Below are 18,474 nucleotides of genomic sequence, written 5' to 3' on the forward strand. Positions count from 1 at the left end.
CAGTTTTTTTAGTTGCCTATGTTCATTGGATTTAGTCTTTATAGACTCCCATCGTATCGTATTTTTCCATACGTTGATTCACTAAATCTTCTGGTGATAAGTTTTTAAGCTCTTCATAAGATTTAATAATAGCGTTTTTTACCGCTGAAAATGTTTTATCTCTATTGGTATGCGCTCCACCAAGTGGTTCTTTAATAATAGAATCTACAAGCTTCATACGTTTCATATCTTTAGCTGTAAGTTTTAATGATTCAGCAGCTTGTTCTTTATATTCCCAACTTCTCCATAATATAGAAGAACACGATTCTGGTGAAATTACAGAATACCAAGTATTCTCTAACATCATTACGCGATCACCTACTCCAATACCTAATGCACCTCCTGATGCACCTTCACCAATAATTACTGTAATGATAGGTACTTTAAGACGTGCCATTTCTAAAATATTCCTAGCAATTGCTTCACCTTGCCCACGCTCTTCTGCTTCTAAACCAGGATAAGCACCTGGAGTATCGATTAATGTCACAACAGGAATTCCAAATTTCTCAGCAGACTTCATAAGTCGTAATGCTTTACGATAGCCTTCTGGATTAGACATTCCGAAATTACGATACTGTCTTGTTTTTGTATTAAACCCTTTTTGTTGACCAATAAACATATACGATTGATCTCCAATTTTACCCAAACCACCGATCATGGCCTTGTCGTCTTTTACATTTCTGTCACCGTGTAATTCTAAAAATGTATCACCACAAAGTGCTTTAATATGGTCTAAAGTATAAGGTCTATTAGGATGACGTGATAACTGAACACGTTGCCATGCTGTAAGATTTTTGTAAATGTCTTTTTTAGTTTCTGCAAGTTTTTTCTCTATTTGCTTACAGGTTTCAGAAACATCTACGTCACTTTCTTTGCCTATAATCTGACATTTATCGAGCTGTTCTTCTAATTCTTTTATCGGTAATTCAAACTCTAAATATTCCATACAATTTGAAGTTAGTTTTTGTTTAGTTAGTATAGTTAGGGTACAAACCTACGTATTCTTATTTCTATATTACAAGAAATAAATAAAAATATAAGTTCACCATTTCAATTTACAAAAATAGAATTTATTACAGAAACTATACAAGTTTAATTGGTAATACTATTGGATTTAATTCGTCGTCGCTTATAATTTTTAAAAATGGCATCAAACACAACCGTAACCATAATAAGGATAGCACCTAAATAAAATTGTGGTGACATCTTTTCTGTATCGGGAAAAAGCAAAATAGCGATTACTATCCCATAAATCGGTTCTAGATTATAACTTAAAATAACTGTAAATGGACTGATGTAACGCATTATATCTACAGAACCAATAAAGGCGTATGCTGTACAAACTGAAGCTAAAATAAATAGATACACCCAGTCGGAATTAGATAACATAAAGAACTCTGCATTAAAGGATTTACCCGTTAATAAAATAAACACAGTTATAAAAAACACACCACTGATAAACTCATAAAACGAAATTACAGTAGCATTGTGCTTCTCTATAAAAAGACCATTAATTACAGCAAATAATGTTGATAGTAATGCCGATAGTAATCCTAAAACAATGCCATTAATGTAACCCATTTCGCTACTCGTAATTAGAAACACTCCAAGGATTACGATGATTCCAAAAATAATCTCATAGCCTAAAATGCGACGTTTAAAAAAAACAGGTTCTATTAAGGATGCAAAAAAAGCACCCGAAGAAAACATAGCCAAGGTTATAGAAACATTAGCTTGGTTGATGGCTTCAAAAAAGGTAATCCAATGTAAAGCAATGATAATACCAGCAACAAAAAACTGTAAAAGTGCTTTTTTAGATACTTTAATATTTAGTCTTATAACTTTAATGTAGATGAACATTAAAATTCCCGCCATTGCCATTCTATACCAGACCAATTCTAATGCTCCAATAGTAATGAGTTCTCCTAGAATTGCCGTAAACCCAGCAATGATAACAAGAAAATGTAAGTGTAAATAATGCTTTAGTTTAGCGTTTGGCATTTTGTAGTAGATATATTGCTAAAATACCAAATAATACATTAGGAAACCATACTGCTACCACAGCTGGAAAATTAGACTGTTCTGCCATGACGCCAAACACCTTATCAAAGAAAACATATATCATGGCAATTGCGATACCTACCGCAAGGTTTGCTCCCATGCCACCACGTCGTTTTACAGAAGATACTGCAACAGCTATAATTGTAAGGATAAATATGGATACAGGTAAGCTCCATTTTTTTAATTTTACCACTTCGTATCGACCAATATTAGGAGAACCTCGTCGTTTTTCGGCAGCAATAAATTTGAGTAATTCACCGTAAGACTTAGTTTCTGCAGCATATTGAACAGGTGTTAAGTCTTCGAGTTCAAATGGAAATTGCATGAGCTTTTGACTCTCTTCCTCCACTGTTTCAACTCCATTATTAAATGAACGTTTAACGTACGTTATAAGTTTATAAGCACTGTCCTTTTCAACATAATTAATTCTGTCTGCGAAGATTTTATACTTCATTTCGTTACCTTCAAAATGTTCGAAAGTGAATTTTAAACCTGTTTCAGTTTTAGGAATAAAATTATTTACATAGACATAATCATTATCATTAATTTGTTGGTAAACATCCTTTGTTTGCTGTATTTTCCTATTCTTTCTTAAATACTTATACTTAAACTCATTGAAACCTTGACTTGCAATTGGAGCTAAATACATCCCTAAAAACAAAGCAATTCCTGCAATAATAGAAGCACCAATTAAATAAGGTCTTAAAAACCTTGAAAACGAAACTCCAGAACTTAAAAAAGCAACGATCTCTGTGTTATTAGCAAGTTTAGATGTGAACCATATAACCGATAGAAATAAAAATAAAGGAAATAGAAGGTTCGCAAAATAAACTGTAAAATCTAAATAATAATAGGCGACCTCACCAAACGGCACATCGTTTTCTAACATCTTACCAACCTTCTCTGCTAAATCTACTATTATTCCAATAGGAACAAACAGCAATAACATTATGAGAAATGTAAACAAATACCGTTTTAATATATACCAATCTAGTATTTTCAATTTTGTGTTGTTTGTTGTTTAGTTATTTGTATCGAAGTTGTTTTGACTAATTAAATTAATGATGTCATAAAAAACACTTCTAAAGTCCCCTCAAGGGGACAATTCTCAATATTCTAGTTCTAGTTCTAGTTCTAGTTCTACAAACGGTTATCCATTTGCTTCACCATTTTTTCTTTCCATGCTCTAAAATCACCTGCAATAATATGTTTTCTAGCTTCTCTAGTTAACCAGAGATAAAATCCTAAATTATGAATGGTTGCAATTTGCTTGCCTAACAATTCATTTACTGTAAATAGATGCCTTAAGTATGCTTTACTATATTCGGTATCTACGAATGTAATTCCCATCTCATCTATTGGTGAAAAATCATTAGCCCATTTTAAGTTTTTAATATTAATTGAACCGTGAGCTGTAAACAACATTCCGTTTCTGGCATTTCGTGTTGGCATCACACAATCAAACATATCTACACCTAACGCTATATTTTCTAATATATTGATTGGAGTTCCAACTCCCATTAAATATCGTGGCTTATCTTCTGGTAAAATATCACAAACCACATCTGTCATGGCATACATTTCCTCTGCAGGTTCACCTACGGAAAGTCCACCAATTGCATTTCCTTCTGCTCCAGCATTAGCAATATATTCTGCTGACTGCTTTCGTAAATCGGTATATGTACTACCTTGAACAATTGGAAAAAAGGTTTGTTCATAGTCGTATTTAAAAGGGGTCTTTTTTAAATGTGTTAAACAACGTTCTAACCAACGATGCGTCATGTGCATAGAACGTTTTGCATAGTTATAATCGCACGGATAAGGCGTACACTCATCAAAAGCCATAATAATATCTGCACCTATGCTACGTTGTACTTCCATTACGTTTTCTGGTGTAAATACGTGGTAACTCCCATCAATATGTGATTTAAACTTTACACCTTCTTCTTTTATCTTTCTATTAGAAGACATAGAGTACACTTGGTAACCACCAGAATCGGTTAAAATATTACGGTCCCAATTCATGAATTTATGTAACCCTCCAGCTTGTTCTAAAATTGGAGTTTGAGGTCTTAAATAAAGGTGATAGGTATTTCCAAGAATAATATCAGGATTAATATCATTTTTTAATTCGCGTTGATGCACACCTTTAACAGAAGCCACAGTGCCAACTGGCATAAAAATAGGAGTTTCTATAGTCCCATGATCTGTAGTAATTGTTCCTGCTCTTGCTTTGGTTTCTTTATCGTTTGCTACTCTAGTAAATTTCATGTAATATTTTAAGTCTGACGGCAAATATAAATAACTCTATTACATTCCTTCTTAAATTAGATTTAAAAAATAGTTGTGCATTGACATTTGGAATTTTCATCATATTGTTAGCAAATCATGCAATTCGTTAATAAGTGCCTCATTTCTACTTTTGAAAACACTTAGTAAAAAGTTACTTTTGTAGCATAAAACTTAAGCAACATAACATGCCAAACATTAAAGAATTAGAAGATTTAACAACTCAAGTTCGTAGAGATATTTTACGAATGGTACACAAAGTAAACTCTGGTCACCCAGGAGGTTCATTAGGTTGTGCCGAATTTTTTGTATCAATTTACAAAGAAATCATGGAACGAAATGAAGGTTTTGATATGGATGGGATAGGTGAAGACTTATTCTTTCTTTCAAACGGACATATTTCACCTGTATATTATAGTGTATTGGCGAGATCGGGCTATTTTCCTGTTGAAGAACTAAACACGTTTAGACTAATCAACTCGCGTTTACAAGGTCACCCAACTACACACGAAGGCTTACCAGGCATTAGAATTGCTTCTGGTTCATTAGGTCAAGGAATGTCAGTTGCTCTAGGTGCGGCGCAAGCCAAAAAACTAAATAACGATGATCACCTCGTTTACAGTCTTCATGGTGATGGTGAATTACAAGAAGGTCAAAATTGGGAAGCCATTATGTATGCTTCTGCTAAAAAAGTAGATAATCTTATTTCTACAATTGATTTAAACCAACAACAAATTGATGGTTCTACAGACGATGTTTTACCAATGGGAAGCCTTAGAGCAAAATTTGAAGCCTTTGGTTGGACTGTTTTAGATATTGAAAAAGGTAATGATATCGAGGCTGTACTTAAAGGTATGAAAGAAGCTAAATCCTTAACAGGAAAAGGAAAACCTGTTTGTGTTCTTTTACATACAGTAATGGGTAATGGCGTTGATTTTATGATGCACACACACGCATGGCATGGTAAAGCGCCAAATGATGAGCAATTGGCTATTGGTTTGGAACAAAATGTTGAAACTTTAGGAGATTATTAATATGAAAAAAATAGTCGTAATAATCCTATTACTATTTATATCTATTGGCTTCTCTCAAGAAAAAACGATTACACTAGATTACGCTGTAGACTACCTTGTTACCAATAATAAACAGTCGAGAATTGACACTGTAAAAGTTGGCTTAGACAAAAGCGGAACATATCTGTGGACAGATAGCAAGTATTTAGCTAAAAATTTAGCAGCATCAATGTTTCTTGGAAAAGACAGCTTGTTAGAGAATTCAGAATTATCTATTATTTTAGATACAGAAAGCAATTCAATTATGCTATTCTTTAATTCCGAAGGAAATGAGTTATACATGAATATGTTATTATCAAGTTTCTTTCCTGATTCAGAAAATGGAGAAAATAAAGAATTTGACTTTATTACTGAAAATACCAATGACACTATACTCGTCGCTGGAAAAGAAGCTGAGATTTATGATATTTACCCTAGCAATGAAGGTGAATCTCAAAAAATATCAATAGCATTTGACAAAACACTAGAGGTTGACAACAACCAATTATTTAGAAAATTTCTTGAGTTAATTTTCGCAACTCAAAATGGCTTAGTAATGGATGAAATGAATTTTCCTAACGGACTTATTTTAGACATCACACTTAAAGGAAGAAAACTAATTGAAGCCAACAACATAGAACAAAAGACAAAAACAATTACTATTAATCACAGTTTCAAAATAACAGAATGAAAACATATACATACACAGAAAAAAAAGATACAAGAAGTGGTTTTGGAGCCGGTTTAGCAGAACTTGGAAGAACAAACCCTAATGTTGTTGCACTTTGTGCTGATCTTATTGGGTCGCTAAAGATGAATGAATTTATTGATGAAAACCCAGAACGTTTTTATCAAATAGGAATTGCAGAAGCTAACATGATGGGAATTGCTGCAGGTTTAACCATTGGTGGCAAAATTCCTTTTACGGGTACGTTTGCAAACTTCTCAACGGGTCGTGTTTACGATCAAATTCGTCAATCCATAGCTTACTCTGGTAAGAATGTAAAAATTTGTGCTTCTCACGCTGGATTAACCTTAGGTGAAGATGGTGCAACGCATCAAATTTTAGAGGATATTGGATTAATGAAAATGTTACCAGGAATGGTCGTTATTAATCCGTGTGATTATAACCAGACAAAAGCGGCTACGATAGCTATTGCAGATTATGATGGCCCTGTTTATTTAAGATTTGGTCGCCCTTCTGTCCCTATTTTCACTCCTGCTGATCAGAAATTTGAGATTGGTAAAGCCATTCAATTAACTGAAGGTACAGATGTAACTATTGTTGCTACAGGTCATTTAGTTTGGGAAGCTTTAGAAGCCTCAAAAGCATTACATGAAGCTGGTATTTCTGCTGAAGTGATCAACATACACACCATTAAACCTTTAGATGACAAAGCTATTATAGATTCCGTTTCTAAAACAGGTTGTATCGTTACTGCTGAAGAACATAACCACCTTGGTGGTCTTGGTGAAAGTGTTGCTAGAGTTTTAGCACAGCACAAACCTACACCTCAAGAATTTGTTGCAACAAACGATACTTTTGGAGAATCGGGTACACCAGCACAGCTTATGGACAAGTATGGTTTAAATAGTGATGCGATCCAAAATGCTGTTAAAAAAGTTCTGAAAAGAAAATAATTTTGATTTGGCATCGTTTTTGGAAATAAGAACCTAATCTTATAAAAAACGAACATTATGAAAAATTTAAAGAAAACAGTTATTGCAACTGTGATTTTTGCTTTTGTTGGATTTACAATGACAGCTCAAAACGGAAATTCTTTTGGAATTAAAGGAGGACTAAACTATAGTGCCAACGGAGACTATTTTGAATCCATTGGTGCTAATGCTGAAAGTCCTGATCGCAATATTGGATACCATATTGGGCTTTTTGGAAAAATAGGTAACAAGTTTTACTTAAAACCAGAACTCGTTTATACGGCAACACGAAGTGAGTATAGTAGTGATGAGTTTTCTGTTCAGAAAATAGATGCTCCTATATTAGTAGGTGTAAAAGTATTAGGACCAGTAAGTGTATTTGCTGGCCCTTCATTACAATATATTTTAGATACAGAGTTTGAAGGTATAGACATTGATAATGTTGAAGAAGATTTCTCAGTTGGATTAAATTTTGGAATCGGACTTAGCTTTAATAATATTGGTATAGACTTAAGATATGAAAGAGGTTTTACTGAAAACGAAGCGACTTTTATTGATAACAATTTAGGATCTGGAGTTGTTAGTAGAGTTGATACAAGACCAGACCAATTAATATTAAGCTTATCTTTAGCGCTTTAATACTAAAAAAGTTAGTAATAAAAAAAAAAAAAAAGCCGCTCAATTATTTTGAGCGGCTTTCTTATTTTAAAAACTTAATGAAGTTAATTACTAAATCTCATTATAATTAATGGAGATATTTGGATCTAAATAATCTGGTGTTCCATCATTATTTGAGTCTGCTATAGTTACTGTTTTAATAGTAATTATACCATCGATTTCAGTTCGACTTCTTTCAAACTCGTTAGCAGCAAGCACTGGCTCTTCTTCACCTAGATTGGTATCTACGGTATATGTTGTAGGAATTAATTCATCAATCGTTAAAACAAGATCTCCATCATCGTCGATGTCTATAAAATCTGGACTCCCATCATCGTCTGTGTCATCGTCAATTACATATAAGTCACTATTGCGATCTTCAATATAAGAAGGTATACCGTCATTATCATGATCCTCTACTTGAACTTGTAACAATTCAAACTTAAACATAATATTATCATAAGATGAACCTGTTGCAACACCCGAAAAATACGCCAAACCAGAAGGTATAAACATCACCCCTAAACCAGGATTGGTAAAATTTAAATTACCATTCTCATCAATACCATCAAACATTGCTGCTTTAAATTCAGGAAACACAAGCGGCCAAGCCCTAACAAAAGCGGCATTGTTTGTGCCGTCTGCTTGAAGTGGAATACCAACAGGTGTAACAGTTGAATCAAAAACCTCATAATTACCATCTAAAGCATCATTTACTGAGCTTCCGCTATACCTTACAAGAATTAAGTCTGTAAAATTTGGAGAATCACCTTCCCCTTCAAATAGATTTAATATATAATATTCATAACTAGCACCAAGATGAGTTGTGGTACGCTCTTCAACAGCAGACATCAACAAAGTATGGTTTTCTGGCACCTCTTCACCTTCTTCTAAAGGGGTGATTACAATATCAGTGTATTTAAAATTAGACCCCGTTTCAAAAAAACCAGAATTATAATAATGTGATGTTAAATACGCGACTAAAGAGTCTTTATCTTTAGCTTGTTGCTCTGTTCTATCTTCTTCAACAAAAGTAACTGTATCACCATCGTCATCATTGTTACATGAGACCACAACGATAAATAAAAGCATGAGTAAAAGACTAGATTTTAAAATTTTAATTTTCATAGAAACTTATATTACCCGTTTTAAGCTACTACAGCTTAAAACGAAGTTCATTATTGCTTATTTTTAAGGCGCAAGATACAATAATATAATATTTTTGCACTACAACATTAACGTAGTTTTTAGTAAAAAAGATATGCGAATTGATAAATATTTATGGTGTGTACGCTATTACAAAACAAGAAGTATTGCGACAAAAGCTTGTAAAAAAGGACAAGTTAAAGTTAATGGAGCTGCGGTAAAACCATCGCGAGAAGTATTTCCTACTGATAAGATTGAACTTAGAAAAGACCAAATTATCTATCAGCTTACGGTTAATGATTTACCTCCAAATCGCGTTGGTGCAAAACTGGTTGATATATACCGTGTAGACACAACACCAAAGTCGGCATTTGAAGCCAAAGAACTCTTAAAGTACAGCAAAGATTATTATAGAAAGAAAGGTACAGGACGTCCTACAAAAAAAGACAGACGTGATATTGATGACTTTTATGATAATGAAGAAGAGTGAGTTTAAACGTAAAATTGCATTGTGACAGAAGCAATGTTTTAATTTAAAACAACTAGTTCAGATTATGAATCAAATGAACAAGACATACTGGGAAGAGCGTTACGATGCTCATAAAACCGGTTGGAATATTGGCTACGTTTCTACTCCACTAAAAACGTATATTGATCAACTTGAAGATAAATCCATTAAAATTTTGATTCCAGGAGCTGGCAATAGTTATGAAGCCGAATATTTATGGCATAAGGGTTTTAAGAATGTCTATGTATTAGATATTGCTGCACATCCCTTAAATAATTTTAAACATCGCGTACCAGAGTTTCCTCAGAACCAACTGTTGAATTTAGACTTTTTTGAGTTGAGCGATAGCTTTGACCTCATTATAGAACAAACATTTTTTTGTGCACTCCACCCAAGCTTAAGATTAAAATATGCACAGCAAATGCATCAACTTTTAAAACCCAACGGTAAGCTCATTGGTTTATTATTTCAAATGGAGCTTACAGAAGATGGACCACCTTTTGGTGGAAGTATTTCTGAATATCAATCCCTTTTTAAACAAATATTCAGCATTAAAGTATTAGAACCATCAATTAATTCCATAAAAGAAAGACAAGGTAATGAACTGTTTTTTATCTTTGAAAACCCATAATGGGTATTTGACATACTTTGATTGTAGTCATTTTTAAAGATTAAGCTACAAACTGTCGTTTATAATAATTCCTAATTTTGTAATAACAACCTATGGCACTAACGAAAAATACGATTTTAAGTCATAAAGAAATTGAGCACAAAATAAAGCGCATAGCGTATCAAATTTACGAAAGCAATGTTAATGAAACAGAGCTTATAATTGCTGGGATTGAGAGCAACGGTTATTTGCTTGCCAAGAAAATAAAATCGCATTTAGATAAAATATCTACTATTAATTCTACATTATGCAAGGTTACCATCAATAAGGTAGAACCAACGACACCAATAAAAACGTCTATTTCTAAAGACGATTATAGTAATAAGTCATTAGTGCTTATTGATGATGTGTTAAACTCTGGCAGCACCTTAATATATGGCATAAAGCATTTTTTAGATGTTCCCTTAACTCAGTTTAAAACAGCAGTTTTAGTAAATCGCAACCATAAGAAGTATCCAGTAAAAGCGGATTTTAAAGGTATTTCGCTTTCAACTTCTTTATTTGAGCATGTCCATGTTAACTTATCTAAACAACCTTACGAGGCCTATTTAGATTAAGTGCGCCACAAGGTCTTCTAAAATTTCTTGCTGTGTTTTATTATCGGTGTTTAGCGTAAACTGAGATTTACTATAATACGGAATGCGCTCAAACAAGTGTTTTCCTATAAATTCTAACAATTCAGCCTCAGTACTTATATGACTGATTAACGGTCTATTTTCTCTTTCTTTAAATAAACGTTTGACTAAAAGCGGAATTGATAGCTTTAAGTAAAACGAAATCAAATTGGTGTTTCCCGTTAATAAGTCCATGTTATTTCCAAAACAAGGAGTTCCTCCACCTAATGCAAGCACTAGATCTTCTGAGGTGTTTAGAAGCTCATTGAGATACTCCGTTTCTTTTTTTCGAAAATAGATTTCACCTTTAGTTTTAAAAAGCTCTGGTATTGAGGCACTTTCCTTTTCTGAGATATAATCGTCTAAATCTAAAAAACTAGAATTCAATCTTGTAGCTAATTCCTTACCTAAAGTTGATTTTCCCGATCCCATATATCCTATTAAAATTATAATCATAACGCTTATAAATTGATTATTAAACTGATAGCTAATTAGACTACAAAAAAACAAAAAAAAATATAAAAAAAGTGTTGTTTTATTGATTAAACATTATATATTTGCACCCTCGTTAAAGAGAAAACATTTTGACCAGTTAGCTCAGTTGGCAGAGCATCTCCCTTTTAAGGAGAGGGTCCTGGGTTCGAGCCCCAGACTGGTCACAAAAAAAGTTAAGCGTAAAGCTTAACTTTTTTTTTATCTTTACTTCATTATTATGCGCACGTGGCGGAATTGGTAGACGCGCCAGCTTGAGGGGTTGGTGGACATTAGTCCGTGGAAGTTCGAGTCTTCTCGTGCGCACAATTACCTAAAAACTTACGCTTCATATCCTAAATAAATCACCTGCACGCATTATTTCCTTTCTCCCCTTTATTCTTTTTTTTTCATAATTTTCGTTAATTCCTATCTTGGTATTAATATAAATCTTATTTTTGTTTAAACTTTTGTAAAAAACAATGAACAACATTAAAGATAGATTTAGTATTAAGGATCTAGAAAACCTCACAGGTATAAAAGCCCACACTATAAGAATATGGGAAAAGCGCTACAATCTTCTCGAACCTAAACGTACTGAAACTAATATTAGATATTATGACTTGGCCAGTTTTCAGAAGTTACTTAACGTAAGTTACCTAAATAATAACGGTTATAAAATTTCAAAGATTGCTACCATTGCGTCTGATAAAATTCCAGCATTAGTAAAAGAAATTGCGGCAGAAAGCAACACAGACAACCATGCTATAAATGCATTTAAATTGTCTATGCTAAATTTTGATCAAAGTTTATTTTACAAAACTTATAAATCGCTACTTTCTGAAAAGACGTTTGAAGAGATTTTTTACAACATTTTTATCCCGCTTTTAACTGAAATTGGATTGTTATGGCAAACCGACACTATAACTCCTGCTCACGAGCATTTTATTTCACAACTTATTCGTCAGAAAATTCTAATTAACACAGAAAAGCTACAAGAAAATCAAAACTATAATTCAGACAAAACCTTTGTATTGTATTTACCAGATAACGAAATACACGACATTGGTTTAACATATATTAATCATGAAGTAATTAGACATGGTTTTCGATCCATTTATTTAGGTCAAAGTATTCCTATTGAGAGTTTACTTGATCTTAAAAATTATTACAACAATATTGTATTTATTTCTTATTTTACGATAAAACCAGAAAAAGAAAATCTATCTGATTATTTTCAGAAATTTTCTGATCTTATATTAACGTCACTAGACACAGAGTTTTGGGTATTGGGAAGTATGCTCAGTTATATTGATAAAGACAAATTACCTAAACAAGTAAAAGCATTTAACTCTATTAAAAGTTTTACCAACACTTTAGAAAATTAATGACTAAAACAGTATCCATAATAGGTTCAGGATTTTCAGCTTTATCAGCAGCCTGCTATTTAGCCAAAGCCGGTTACAAGGTGTCTATGTTTGAAAAAAACAGTACAGTTGGTGGCAGAGCACGACAACTTAAAAAAGATGGTTTTACCTTTGATATTGGTCCAAGTTGGTATTGGATGCCAGATATTTTTGAAAAATTCTTTAAAGACTTCGGAAAGACAGTTAATGACTATTATGAATTAGACAAATTGAGTCCTGCCTATAAAATTTTCTTTGCAGATGATATTATTACTGTTGGAGATCATATGGATCAAATTTGTATGGAATTTGAACGAATTGAGAAGGGCAGCTCAAAACCACTTCAACAATTTATAGCCACAGCTCAAGACAATTACAATATCGCTATAAATAAAATTGTTTTAAAACCTGGTCTTTCCCCTTTTGAATTGGTAACCAAAGACACCATTACTCGGTTAGACCAGTTTTATAAAACGATTAGTTCTGAAGTTCGTAAGAAGTTTAAGAATCCTAAACTAATTTCAACATTAGAATTTCCTGTTTTGTTCTTAGGCGCTAAACCCAATCAAACACCATCGTTTTATAGTTTTATGAACTTTGCCGATTTTGGTTTAGGAACTTGGCACCCTAAAGGTGGCATGTACGAAATAGTTAAAGCCATGAAGCGTTTGGCTGAAAGCTTAGGTGTCACAATTCACACCAACAGTAATGTCGAAAAAATTAGTGTCGAGAATAAGAAAGCGAAAAGCCTAACAGTTAATGGACAAGTTATTAGTTCTGATGTCATTCTTAGTGGTGCCGATTATCATCATTCTGAAACGCTCTTAGACAAAAATTACAGGCAGTACAGTGAATCTTACTGGGAAAGCAGAACATTTGCCCCTTCATCTCTTCTCTTTTATGTTGGTTTTAATCAAAAATTGAAAAACATAGAACATCACAATCTGTTCTTTGATACCGATTTTGAAAATCATGCTGAAGAAATTTATGATGATCCTAAATGGCCTAAAAATCCATTATTTTATGCTAACTTTCCTTCTGTAACAGATGAAAGCATGGCACCTGAACATTGTGAAACCGGATTTTTCCTAATTCCAATTGCTCCAGGACTAGAAGACACACCAGAGCTACGTCAGCAATATTTCGACCTTATTATGAGTCGTTTTGAAAAACGAACAGAACAGGACGTTAAAAACCACATCCTATTTAAAGAATCGTATTGTGTTACTGATTTTATTAACGATTACAATTCTTATAAGGGGAACGCCTACGGTATGGCAAACACCTTAATGCAAACTGCATTTTTAAGGCCAAAATTAAAAAGTAAAAAAGTAGATGGACTCTATTTCACAGGGCAACTTACTGTGCCTGGACCAGGAGTTCCACCTGCTTTGATTTCAGGAAAGCTAGTTGCTCAACTGATTCAAAACAATGAAGTTTAACAACTAAAAAATTACACTTATGAAATTAATTTTTGACCATGTTTCCCATACTTGTAGTAAGGCTGTCACACAAGCTTACAGTACCTCATTCTCAATGGCGACTAAAATGCTTTCCCTTAGTATTAGGCAAGACATATACAATATTTATGGTTTTGTTAGATTTGCTGATGAAATTGTAGATTCATTTCATGATTATGATAAAGAAAAACTCTTTAATATGTTTGAGAGTGATCTTGAAGCAGCATTAGAACATAAAATTAGCCTTAACCCTATTCTAAATTCTTTTCAAGAAACCTATCATAAATATGGTATTGATAAACATTTGGTCAATTCGTTTATGGACAGCATGCGTTTAGATCTTCACAAAAAAGATTATTTAACTGACGCTGAATACAAAACCTATATTTATGGCTCAGCAGATGTTGTTGGCTTAATGTGCTTAAAAGTTTTTGTAAAAGGAGACAATGCTAAATTTGACGCATTAAAAGACTCAGCGATGAGTTTGGGATCTGCGTTTCAGAAAGTGAACTTTTTACGAGACCTAAAAGAAGATTTTGAAGACTTAAGTAGAACTTATTTTCCAAACACTGATTTAAATAAGCTTGATGAAGCTTCAAAAAAGGCCATTATTACTGAAATTGAAGAAGATTTTGAAAAAGGCTTAGAAGGCATTAAACGATTGCCATTAGAAGCTAAGTTTGGTGTATTTATGGCATATCGATATTATAGTAAACTTTTAGAAAAACTTAAAAAGACACCAGCTTTACAAATAAAATCGACAAGAATTAGGGTTCCTAATTATAGAAAAATAGAATTATTAACACGCAGTTACGTTAAATATCAATTAAATTTACTGTAACCTTTTAAAGCCTCTATAATGCAAACCGTTTTTTGGATATTAATTTTTTTAGGCACCTTCTTTATTATGGAGTTTAATGCGTGGTTTACGCATAAATACATAATGCATGGATTTTTATGGAACCTACATAAAGACCATCATCAAAAGGATCACGATAGTTGGTTTGAAAGAAATGATGCCTTTTTTGTCTTTTATGCCATTGTAAGCATCCTATGTTTCTATCTCTGGAGTTATGAAGCTATTTGGTACACCTTGCCAATTGGACTAGGCATACTAGTTTATGGTATGGCTTATTTTATCGTTCATGATATTTTTATTCATCAACGTTTTAAACTATTTAGAAACGTTGATAATAAATATGCGAGAGGTTTAAGACGTGCGCACAAGATTCATCATAAGCATTTAGGAAAACACAAAGGAGAGAATTTTGGAATGCTTATAGTTCCTTTTAAGTATTTTAAATAGGTTGTTCTGAAAGCAATTCGTCGAGCTGACTCCTTACTTTTTTACTATTCCAATCTACAGCTCCAGACTCATCTACTACAATCTCACCGCTCTTATTAATTATAAAAGTTCTAGGAATTGAATGTACAGATAATTCTAAAGGAGGAGCACTCAATGGGCTGTAAACTTCAAAATTGAATCCATTTTTAGTTTTGAATTTTTCTACCTTATCAAAATCATCAGTAGTTACAAAAAGAAATACAACCTTGTCATTATAGTCGTTATATACATCTTGAATACTAGGCATTTCTGCAATACATGGAGGGCACCAAGTCGCCCAAAAGTTTATAAATACCACTTTACCTTTTGTATCCTTAAAATCTAAATCTAATTGCGAATCAGAAATTAGTTTCCAGTTAGAATAACTTACCGACTTACGTTCTTCTTTATCGATTATTGAAGATTGATTAAAGTAGCTCATGCCTTTATGAACCCAAACTTGAAAAAACGAACGTGTTTGCGGAATTATAAAAAGCAGTATAACAGCTACAAATATAATATTACTCTTAGTCCATCTTTTCTGTTTCATACTGAAATTCCATTTTAATAATGGTCGCTATATAATACATTCCTTTCAAAATAAGATACAAAAAACTCCCAGTTAAAATAACTGGGAGTCTATAAAATATTGCGGTCGCTTTATTAAGCGTTTTGCTTCTTAATTAAGTTTAAAGCAGAACCTTCATTATACCATTTAATTTGTGCTTCATTATAGGTATGATTTAATGCAATAACATCTTTAGATCCATCTGAGTGCACAATTTCAAGATGCAATTGTTTGTCTGGTGCAAACTCATTTAAGTCCGTAAAGTTAAATGTATCATCTTCTTGAATTAAATCGTAATCTGCTTCATTATCAAAAGTTAAACCTAACATACCTTGTTTTTTAAGGTTGGTTTCATGAATACGCGCAAATGATTTTACGATAACAGCTGCTACACCTAAATGTCTTGGTTCCATAGCTGCATGCTCTCTTGAAGAACCTTCTCCATAGTTATGATCACCAACAACAACTGACCAAACTCCAGCCGCTTTATAAGCTCTTGCTGTATCTGGTACTCCACCAAACTCATCTGTTAATTGGTTTTTAACAAAGTTGGTTTTCTTACCGAACGCATTAACAGCTCCAATTAAACAGTTGTTAGAAATATTATCTAAATGACCTCTAAATCGTAACCATGGACCAGCCATTGAAATATGATCGGTTGTACATTTGCCAAAGGCTTTAATTAATAACTTAGCCCCTTTAATTTCATTTCCGATAGGCTCAAAAGGAGTTAGTAGCTCTAATCTTTCAGAATTAGGATCTACAGTTACTTCTAATCCACTTCCATCGGCAACAGGTGCTAAATAACCATTCTCTTTAACTTCAAAACCTTTTGGTGGTAATTCCCATCCTGTTGGTTCTTCGAACATCACTTCTTCACCATTTTCATTGATAAGTTTATCTGTTAATGGGTTAAAGTCTAAACGTCCAGAAATAGCTATTGCTGCTGTCAATTCTGGTGAAGCAACAAATGCATGTGTATTTGGATTCCCATCAGCACGCTTAGCAAAGTTTCTATTAAAAGAGTGTACTATACTATTTTTAGGTGCATTTTTAGGGTCATTATATCTTGCCCATTGTCCGATACAAGGACCACAAGCGTTTGTAAATATTTTAGCATCTAATTCTTTAAATATGCCAAGAATCCCATCACGATCTGCTGTAAATCTCACTTGCTCAGAACCAGGATTAATTCCTAATTCAGATTTCATTTTTAAGCCTTTATCTAAAGCTTGTTGTGCAATAGATGATGCTCTCGATAAATCTTCGTAAGATGAATTAGTACACGAACCAATAAGTCCCCATTCTACTTGTAATGGCCATTCATTTTCAGTAGCTTTTTTAGTCATATCACTACCTACTTCAGTAGATAAGTCTGGTGTAAAAGGTCCATTTAATAATGGTCCTAATTCAGATAAATTAATTTCTATAACCTGATCGAAATACTGTTCTGGATTAGCGTATACTTCGTCATCTGCTGTTAAGTATGGTCTAATAGCATTTGCTGCATCTGCAACATCTGCTCTTTCGGTAGCACGTAAATAACGTTCCATAGAATCATCGTAACCAAATGTAGACGTCGTCGCTCCTATTTCAGCTCCCATGTTACAAATAGTTCCTTTACCTGTACAAGACATTGATGTTGCACCAGGACCAAAATATTCTACAATCGCACCTGTTCCACCTTTTACAGTTAGAATTTCAGCGACTTTTAAAATAACATCTTTTGGCGCTGTCCAACCTGAAAGTTTTCCGGTTAACTTCACACCAATCAACTTAGGGAATTTAAGCTCCCAAGCCATTCCTGCCATGACATCAACAGCATCAGCACCACCAACTCCAATAGCAACCATTCCTAATCCACCTGCATTTACAGTATGTGAATCTGTACCAATCATCATTCCACCAGGAAATGCATAATTTTCTAATACCACTTGATGAATAATACCAGCACCTGGTTTCCAGAATCCAATACCATATTTATTAGATACCGATTCTAAAAAGTTAAATACCTCACTACTCGTTTGGTTTGCGTGCTTTAAATCTGTATCAGCACCATCTTTAGCTTGAATTAAGTGATCACAATGAACTGTAGTTGGTACAGCCACTTTAGGTTTTCCTGCTTGCATAAACTGTAATAACGCCATTTGCGCAGTTGCATCTTGACAAGCTACACGGTCTGGAGCAAAGTCTACATAATCCTTTCCTCTGGTAAACGCTTTATTAGGTTTTCCATCCCACAAATGTGAGTAAAGTATTTTTTCTGAAAGTGTCAATGGCTTACCAACAATTGCTTTAGCTGCATCAACGCGCTCAGTCATGTTAGCATAAACCTCTTTAATCATATCAATATCAAATGCCATAGTCTTTTTTTTAAATTTTAATTCTACTAATATACAAAATGCAATAGTACTTTAAAAGCGTTCGATACATATAATAGCGATAGTGGAATAGGAATTTTCTATATATAATTATTCTAAATTGGAAACAAGGTTTTGTGGAAATAAAACGTATTAAAAAACAAAAAGCCTGAATCTAAAATTCAGGCTT

Annotated in this window: 19 protein-coding genes and 2 tRNA genes; 13 read left to right on the plus strand and 8 right to left on the minus strand. The window is 33.3% G+C overall.

Going from position 1 to position 18,474, the window contains the following annotated elements; translation table 11 throughout:
- Positions 1–31: 31 nt before the first annotated feature.
- From K1X16_RS00075 to tgt, 4 genes are all read right to left on the minus strand, one after another.
- Positions 32–985: an acetyl-CoA carboxylase carboxyltransferase subunit alpha gene (locus tag K1X16_RS00075; protein ID WP_195872547.1), complete on the minus strand. Its 954-nt coding sequence runs from the start codon at positions 983–985 to the stop codon at positions 32–34.
- Between the two features lie 146 nt (positions 986–1,131).
- Complete coding sequence (locus K1X16_RS00080; RefSeq protein ID WP_195872548.1) at positions 1,132–2,040, minus strand: DMT family transporter; 909 nt, start codon at positions 2,038–2,040, stop codon at positions 1,132–1,134.
- Complete coding sequence (locus tag K1X16_RS00085; protein ID WP_225034581.1) at positions 2,027–3,103, minus strand: LptF/LptG family permease; 1,077 nt, start codon at positions 3,101–3,103, stop codon at positions 2,027–2,029. Before K1X16_RS00085 ends, K1X16_RS00080 begins: the two co-directional genes overlap by 14 nt.
- A 137-nt stretch (positions 3,104–3,240) precedes the next feature.
- The gene (gene tgt / locus K1X16_RS00090; RefSeq protein WP_195872550.1) at positions 3,241–4,371 is read right to left on the minus strand and encodes a tRNA guanosine(34) transglycosylase Tgt; all 1,131 of its coding nucleotides are present in this window, start codon (positions 4,369–4,371) and stop codon (positions 3,241–3,243) included.
- A 206-nt stretch (positions 4,372–4,577) separates the two neighbouring features.
- Here tgt and K1X16_RS00095 point away from each other — a divergent pair, with 206 nt between their 5' ends.
- The 4 genes from K1X16_RS00095 to K1X16_RS00110 are packed head-to-tail and all read left to right on the plus strand — an operon-like array spanning position 4,578 to position 7,739.
- Entirely contained in the window at positions 4,578–5,423 is an 846-nt protein-coding gene (locus tag K1X16_RS00095) for a transketolase (protein ID WP_225034582.1), read from the plus strand.
- 1 nt (position 5,424) lies between these two features.
- Complete coding sequence (locus tag K1X16_RS00100) at positions 5,425–6,132, plus strand: hypothetical protein (RefSeq protein WP_195872552.1); 708 nt, start codon at positions 5,425–5,427, stop codon at positions 6,130–6,132.
- Positions 6,129–7,082 (plus strand): transketolase family protein, encoded by a 954-nt coding sequence (locus K1X16_RS00105; RefSeq protein WP_225034583.1) that lies wholly within the window; start codon positions 6,129–6,131, stop codon positions 7,080–7,082. Before K1X16_RS00100 ends, K1X16_RS00105 begins: the two co-directional genes overlap by 4 nt.
- A 57-nt stretch (positions 7,083–7,139) precedes the next feature.
- Entirely contained in the window at positions 7,140–7,739 is a 600-nt protein-coding gene (locus K1X16_RS00110; protein ID WP_225034584.1) for an outer membrane beta-barrel protein, read from the plus strand.
- A gap of 90 nt (positions 7,740–7,829) precedes the next feature.
- Here the strand turns inward: K1X16_RS00110 and K1X16_RS00115 are convergent, their stop codons facing one another.
- The gene (locus K1X16_RS00115) at positions 7,830–8,885 is read right to left on the minus strand and encodes an FKBP-type peptidyl-prolyl cis-trans isomerase (RefSeq protein ID WP_225034585.1); all 1,056 of its coding nucleotides are present in this window, start codon (positions 8,883–8,885) and stop codon (positions 7,830–7,832) included.
- 133 nt (positions 8,886–9,018) lie between these two features.
- On the opposite strand from K1X16_RS00115, the gene K1X16_RS00120 reads away from it, so the two are divergent.
- From K1X16_RS00120 to K1X16_RS00130, 3 genes are all read left to right on the plus strand, one after another.
- A complete protein-coding gene (locus tag K1X16_RS00120) occupies positions 9,019–9,393 on the plus strand; it encodes an RNA-binding S4 domain-containing protein (protein ID WP_195872556.1) in 375 nt (124 codons plus the stop codon).
- A gap of 73 nt (positions 9,394–9,466) precedes the next feature.
- Positions 9,467–10,042, plus strand: coding sequence for a methyltransferase domain-containing protein (locus tag K1X16_RS00125; RefSeq protein ID WP_394370121.1), 576 nt, complete (start codon positions 9,467–9,469; stop codon positions 10,040–10,042).
- A 92-nt stretch (positions 10,043–10,134) separates the two neighbouring features.
- On the plus strand, positions 10,135–10,638 hold the full coding sequence (locus K1X16_RS00130; protein WP_195872558.1) for a phosphoribosyltransferase family protein: 504 nt from the start codon (positions 10,135–10,137) through the stop codon (positions 10,636–10,638).
- Here K1X16_RS00130 and K1X16_RS00135 read toward each other — a convergent pair.
- Positions 10,630–11,151 (minus strand): shikimate kinase, encoded by a 522-nt coding sequence (locus tag K1X16_RS00135; protein ID WP_195872559.1) that lies wholly within the window; start codon positions 11,149–11,151, stop codon positions 10,630–10,632. The two genes, K1X16_RS00130 and K1X16_RS00135, sit on opposite strands and share 9 nt — an antisense overlap.
- A gap of 130 nt (positions 11,152–11,281) precedes the next feature.
- Here K1X16_RS00135 and K1X16_RS00140 point away from each other — a divergent pair.
- The 6 genes from K1X16_RS00140 to K1X16_RS00165 all read left to right on the plus strand — a co-directional run bounded on the left by K1X16_RS00140 (position 11,282) and on the right by K1X16_RS00165 (position 15,338).
- Positions 11,282–11,354: transfer RNA gene (locus K1X16_RS00140), tRNA-Lys, on the plus strand.
- Positions 11,355–11,409: 55 nt separating this feature from the next.
- A tRNA-Leu gene (locus tag K1X16_RS00145) sits at positions 11,410–11,493 on the plus strand.
- Positions 11,494–11,648: 155 nt separating this feature from the next.
- Positions 11,649–12,554 carry a MerR family transcriptional regulator gene (locus K1X16_RS00150; RefSeq protein ID WP_225034586.1) on the plus strand — a complete coding sequence of 302 codons (906 nt, stop codon included), beginning with the start codon at positions 11,649–11,651 and terminating at the stop codon, positions 12,552–12,554.
- A complete protein-coding gene (locus K1X16_RS00155) occupies positions 12,554–14,014 on the plus strand; it encodes a phytoene desaturase family protein (RefSeq protein ID WP_225034587.1) in 1,461 nt (486 codons plus the stop codon). Before K1X16_RS00150 ends, K1X16_RS00155 begins: the two co-directional genes overlap by 1 nt.
- 19 nt (positions 14,015–14,033) lie before the next feature.
- On the plus strand, positions 14,034–14,873 hold the full coding sequence (locus tag K1X16_RS00160) for a phytoene/squalene synthase family protein (protein WP_225034588.1): 840 nt from the start codon (positions 14,034–14,036) through the stop codon (positions 14,871–14,873).
- 18 nt (positions 14,874–14,891) lie between these two features.
- The gene (locus tag K1X16_RS00165; RefSeq protein ID WP_195872579.1) at positions 14,892–15,338 is read left to right on the plus strand and encodes a sterol desaturase family protein; all 447 of its coding nucleotides are present in this window, start codon (positions 14,892–14,894) and stop codon (positions 15,336–15,338) included.
- Here K1X16_RS00165 and K1X16_RS00170 read toward each other — a convergent pair.
- Positions 15,331–15,906 (minus strand): TlpA family protein disulfide reductase, encoded by a 576-nt coding sequence (locus K1X16_RS00170; protein WP_225034589.1) that lies wholly within the window; start codon positions 15,904–15,906, stop codon positions 15,331–15,333. The genes K1X16_RS00165 and K1X16_RS00170 overlap by 8 nt on opposite strands.
- A gap of 113 nt (positions 15,907–16,019) precedes the next feature.
- Positions 16,020–18,287 carry an aconitate hydratase gene (locus K1X16_RS00175; RefSeq protein ID WP_195872581.1) on the minus strand — a complete coding sequence of 756 codons (2,268 nt, stop codon included), beginning with the start codon at positions 18,285–18,287 and terminating at the stop codon, positions 16,020–16,022.
- Positions 18,288–18,474 lie beyond the last annotated feature (187 nt).

This window comes from Winogradskyella sp. SM1960 (assembly GCF_020179375.1).
GTDB classification, from domain to species: domain Bacteria; phylum Bacteroidota; class Bacteroidia; order Flavobacteriales; family Flavobacteriaceae; genus Winogradskyella; species Winogradskyella marina.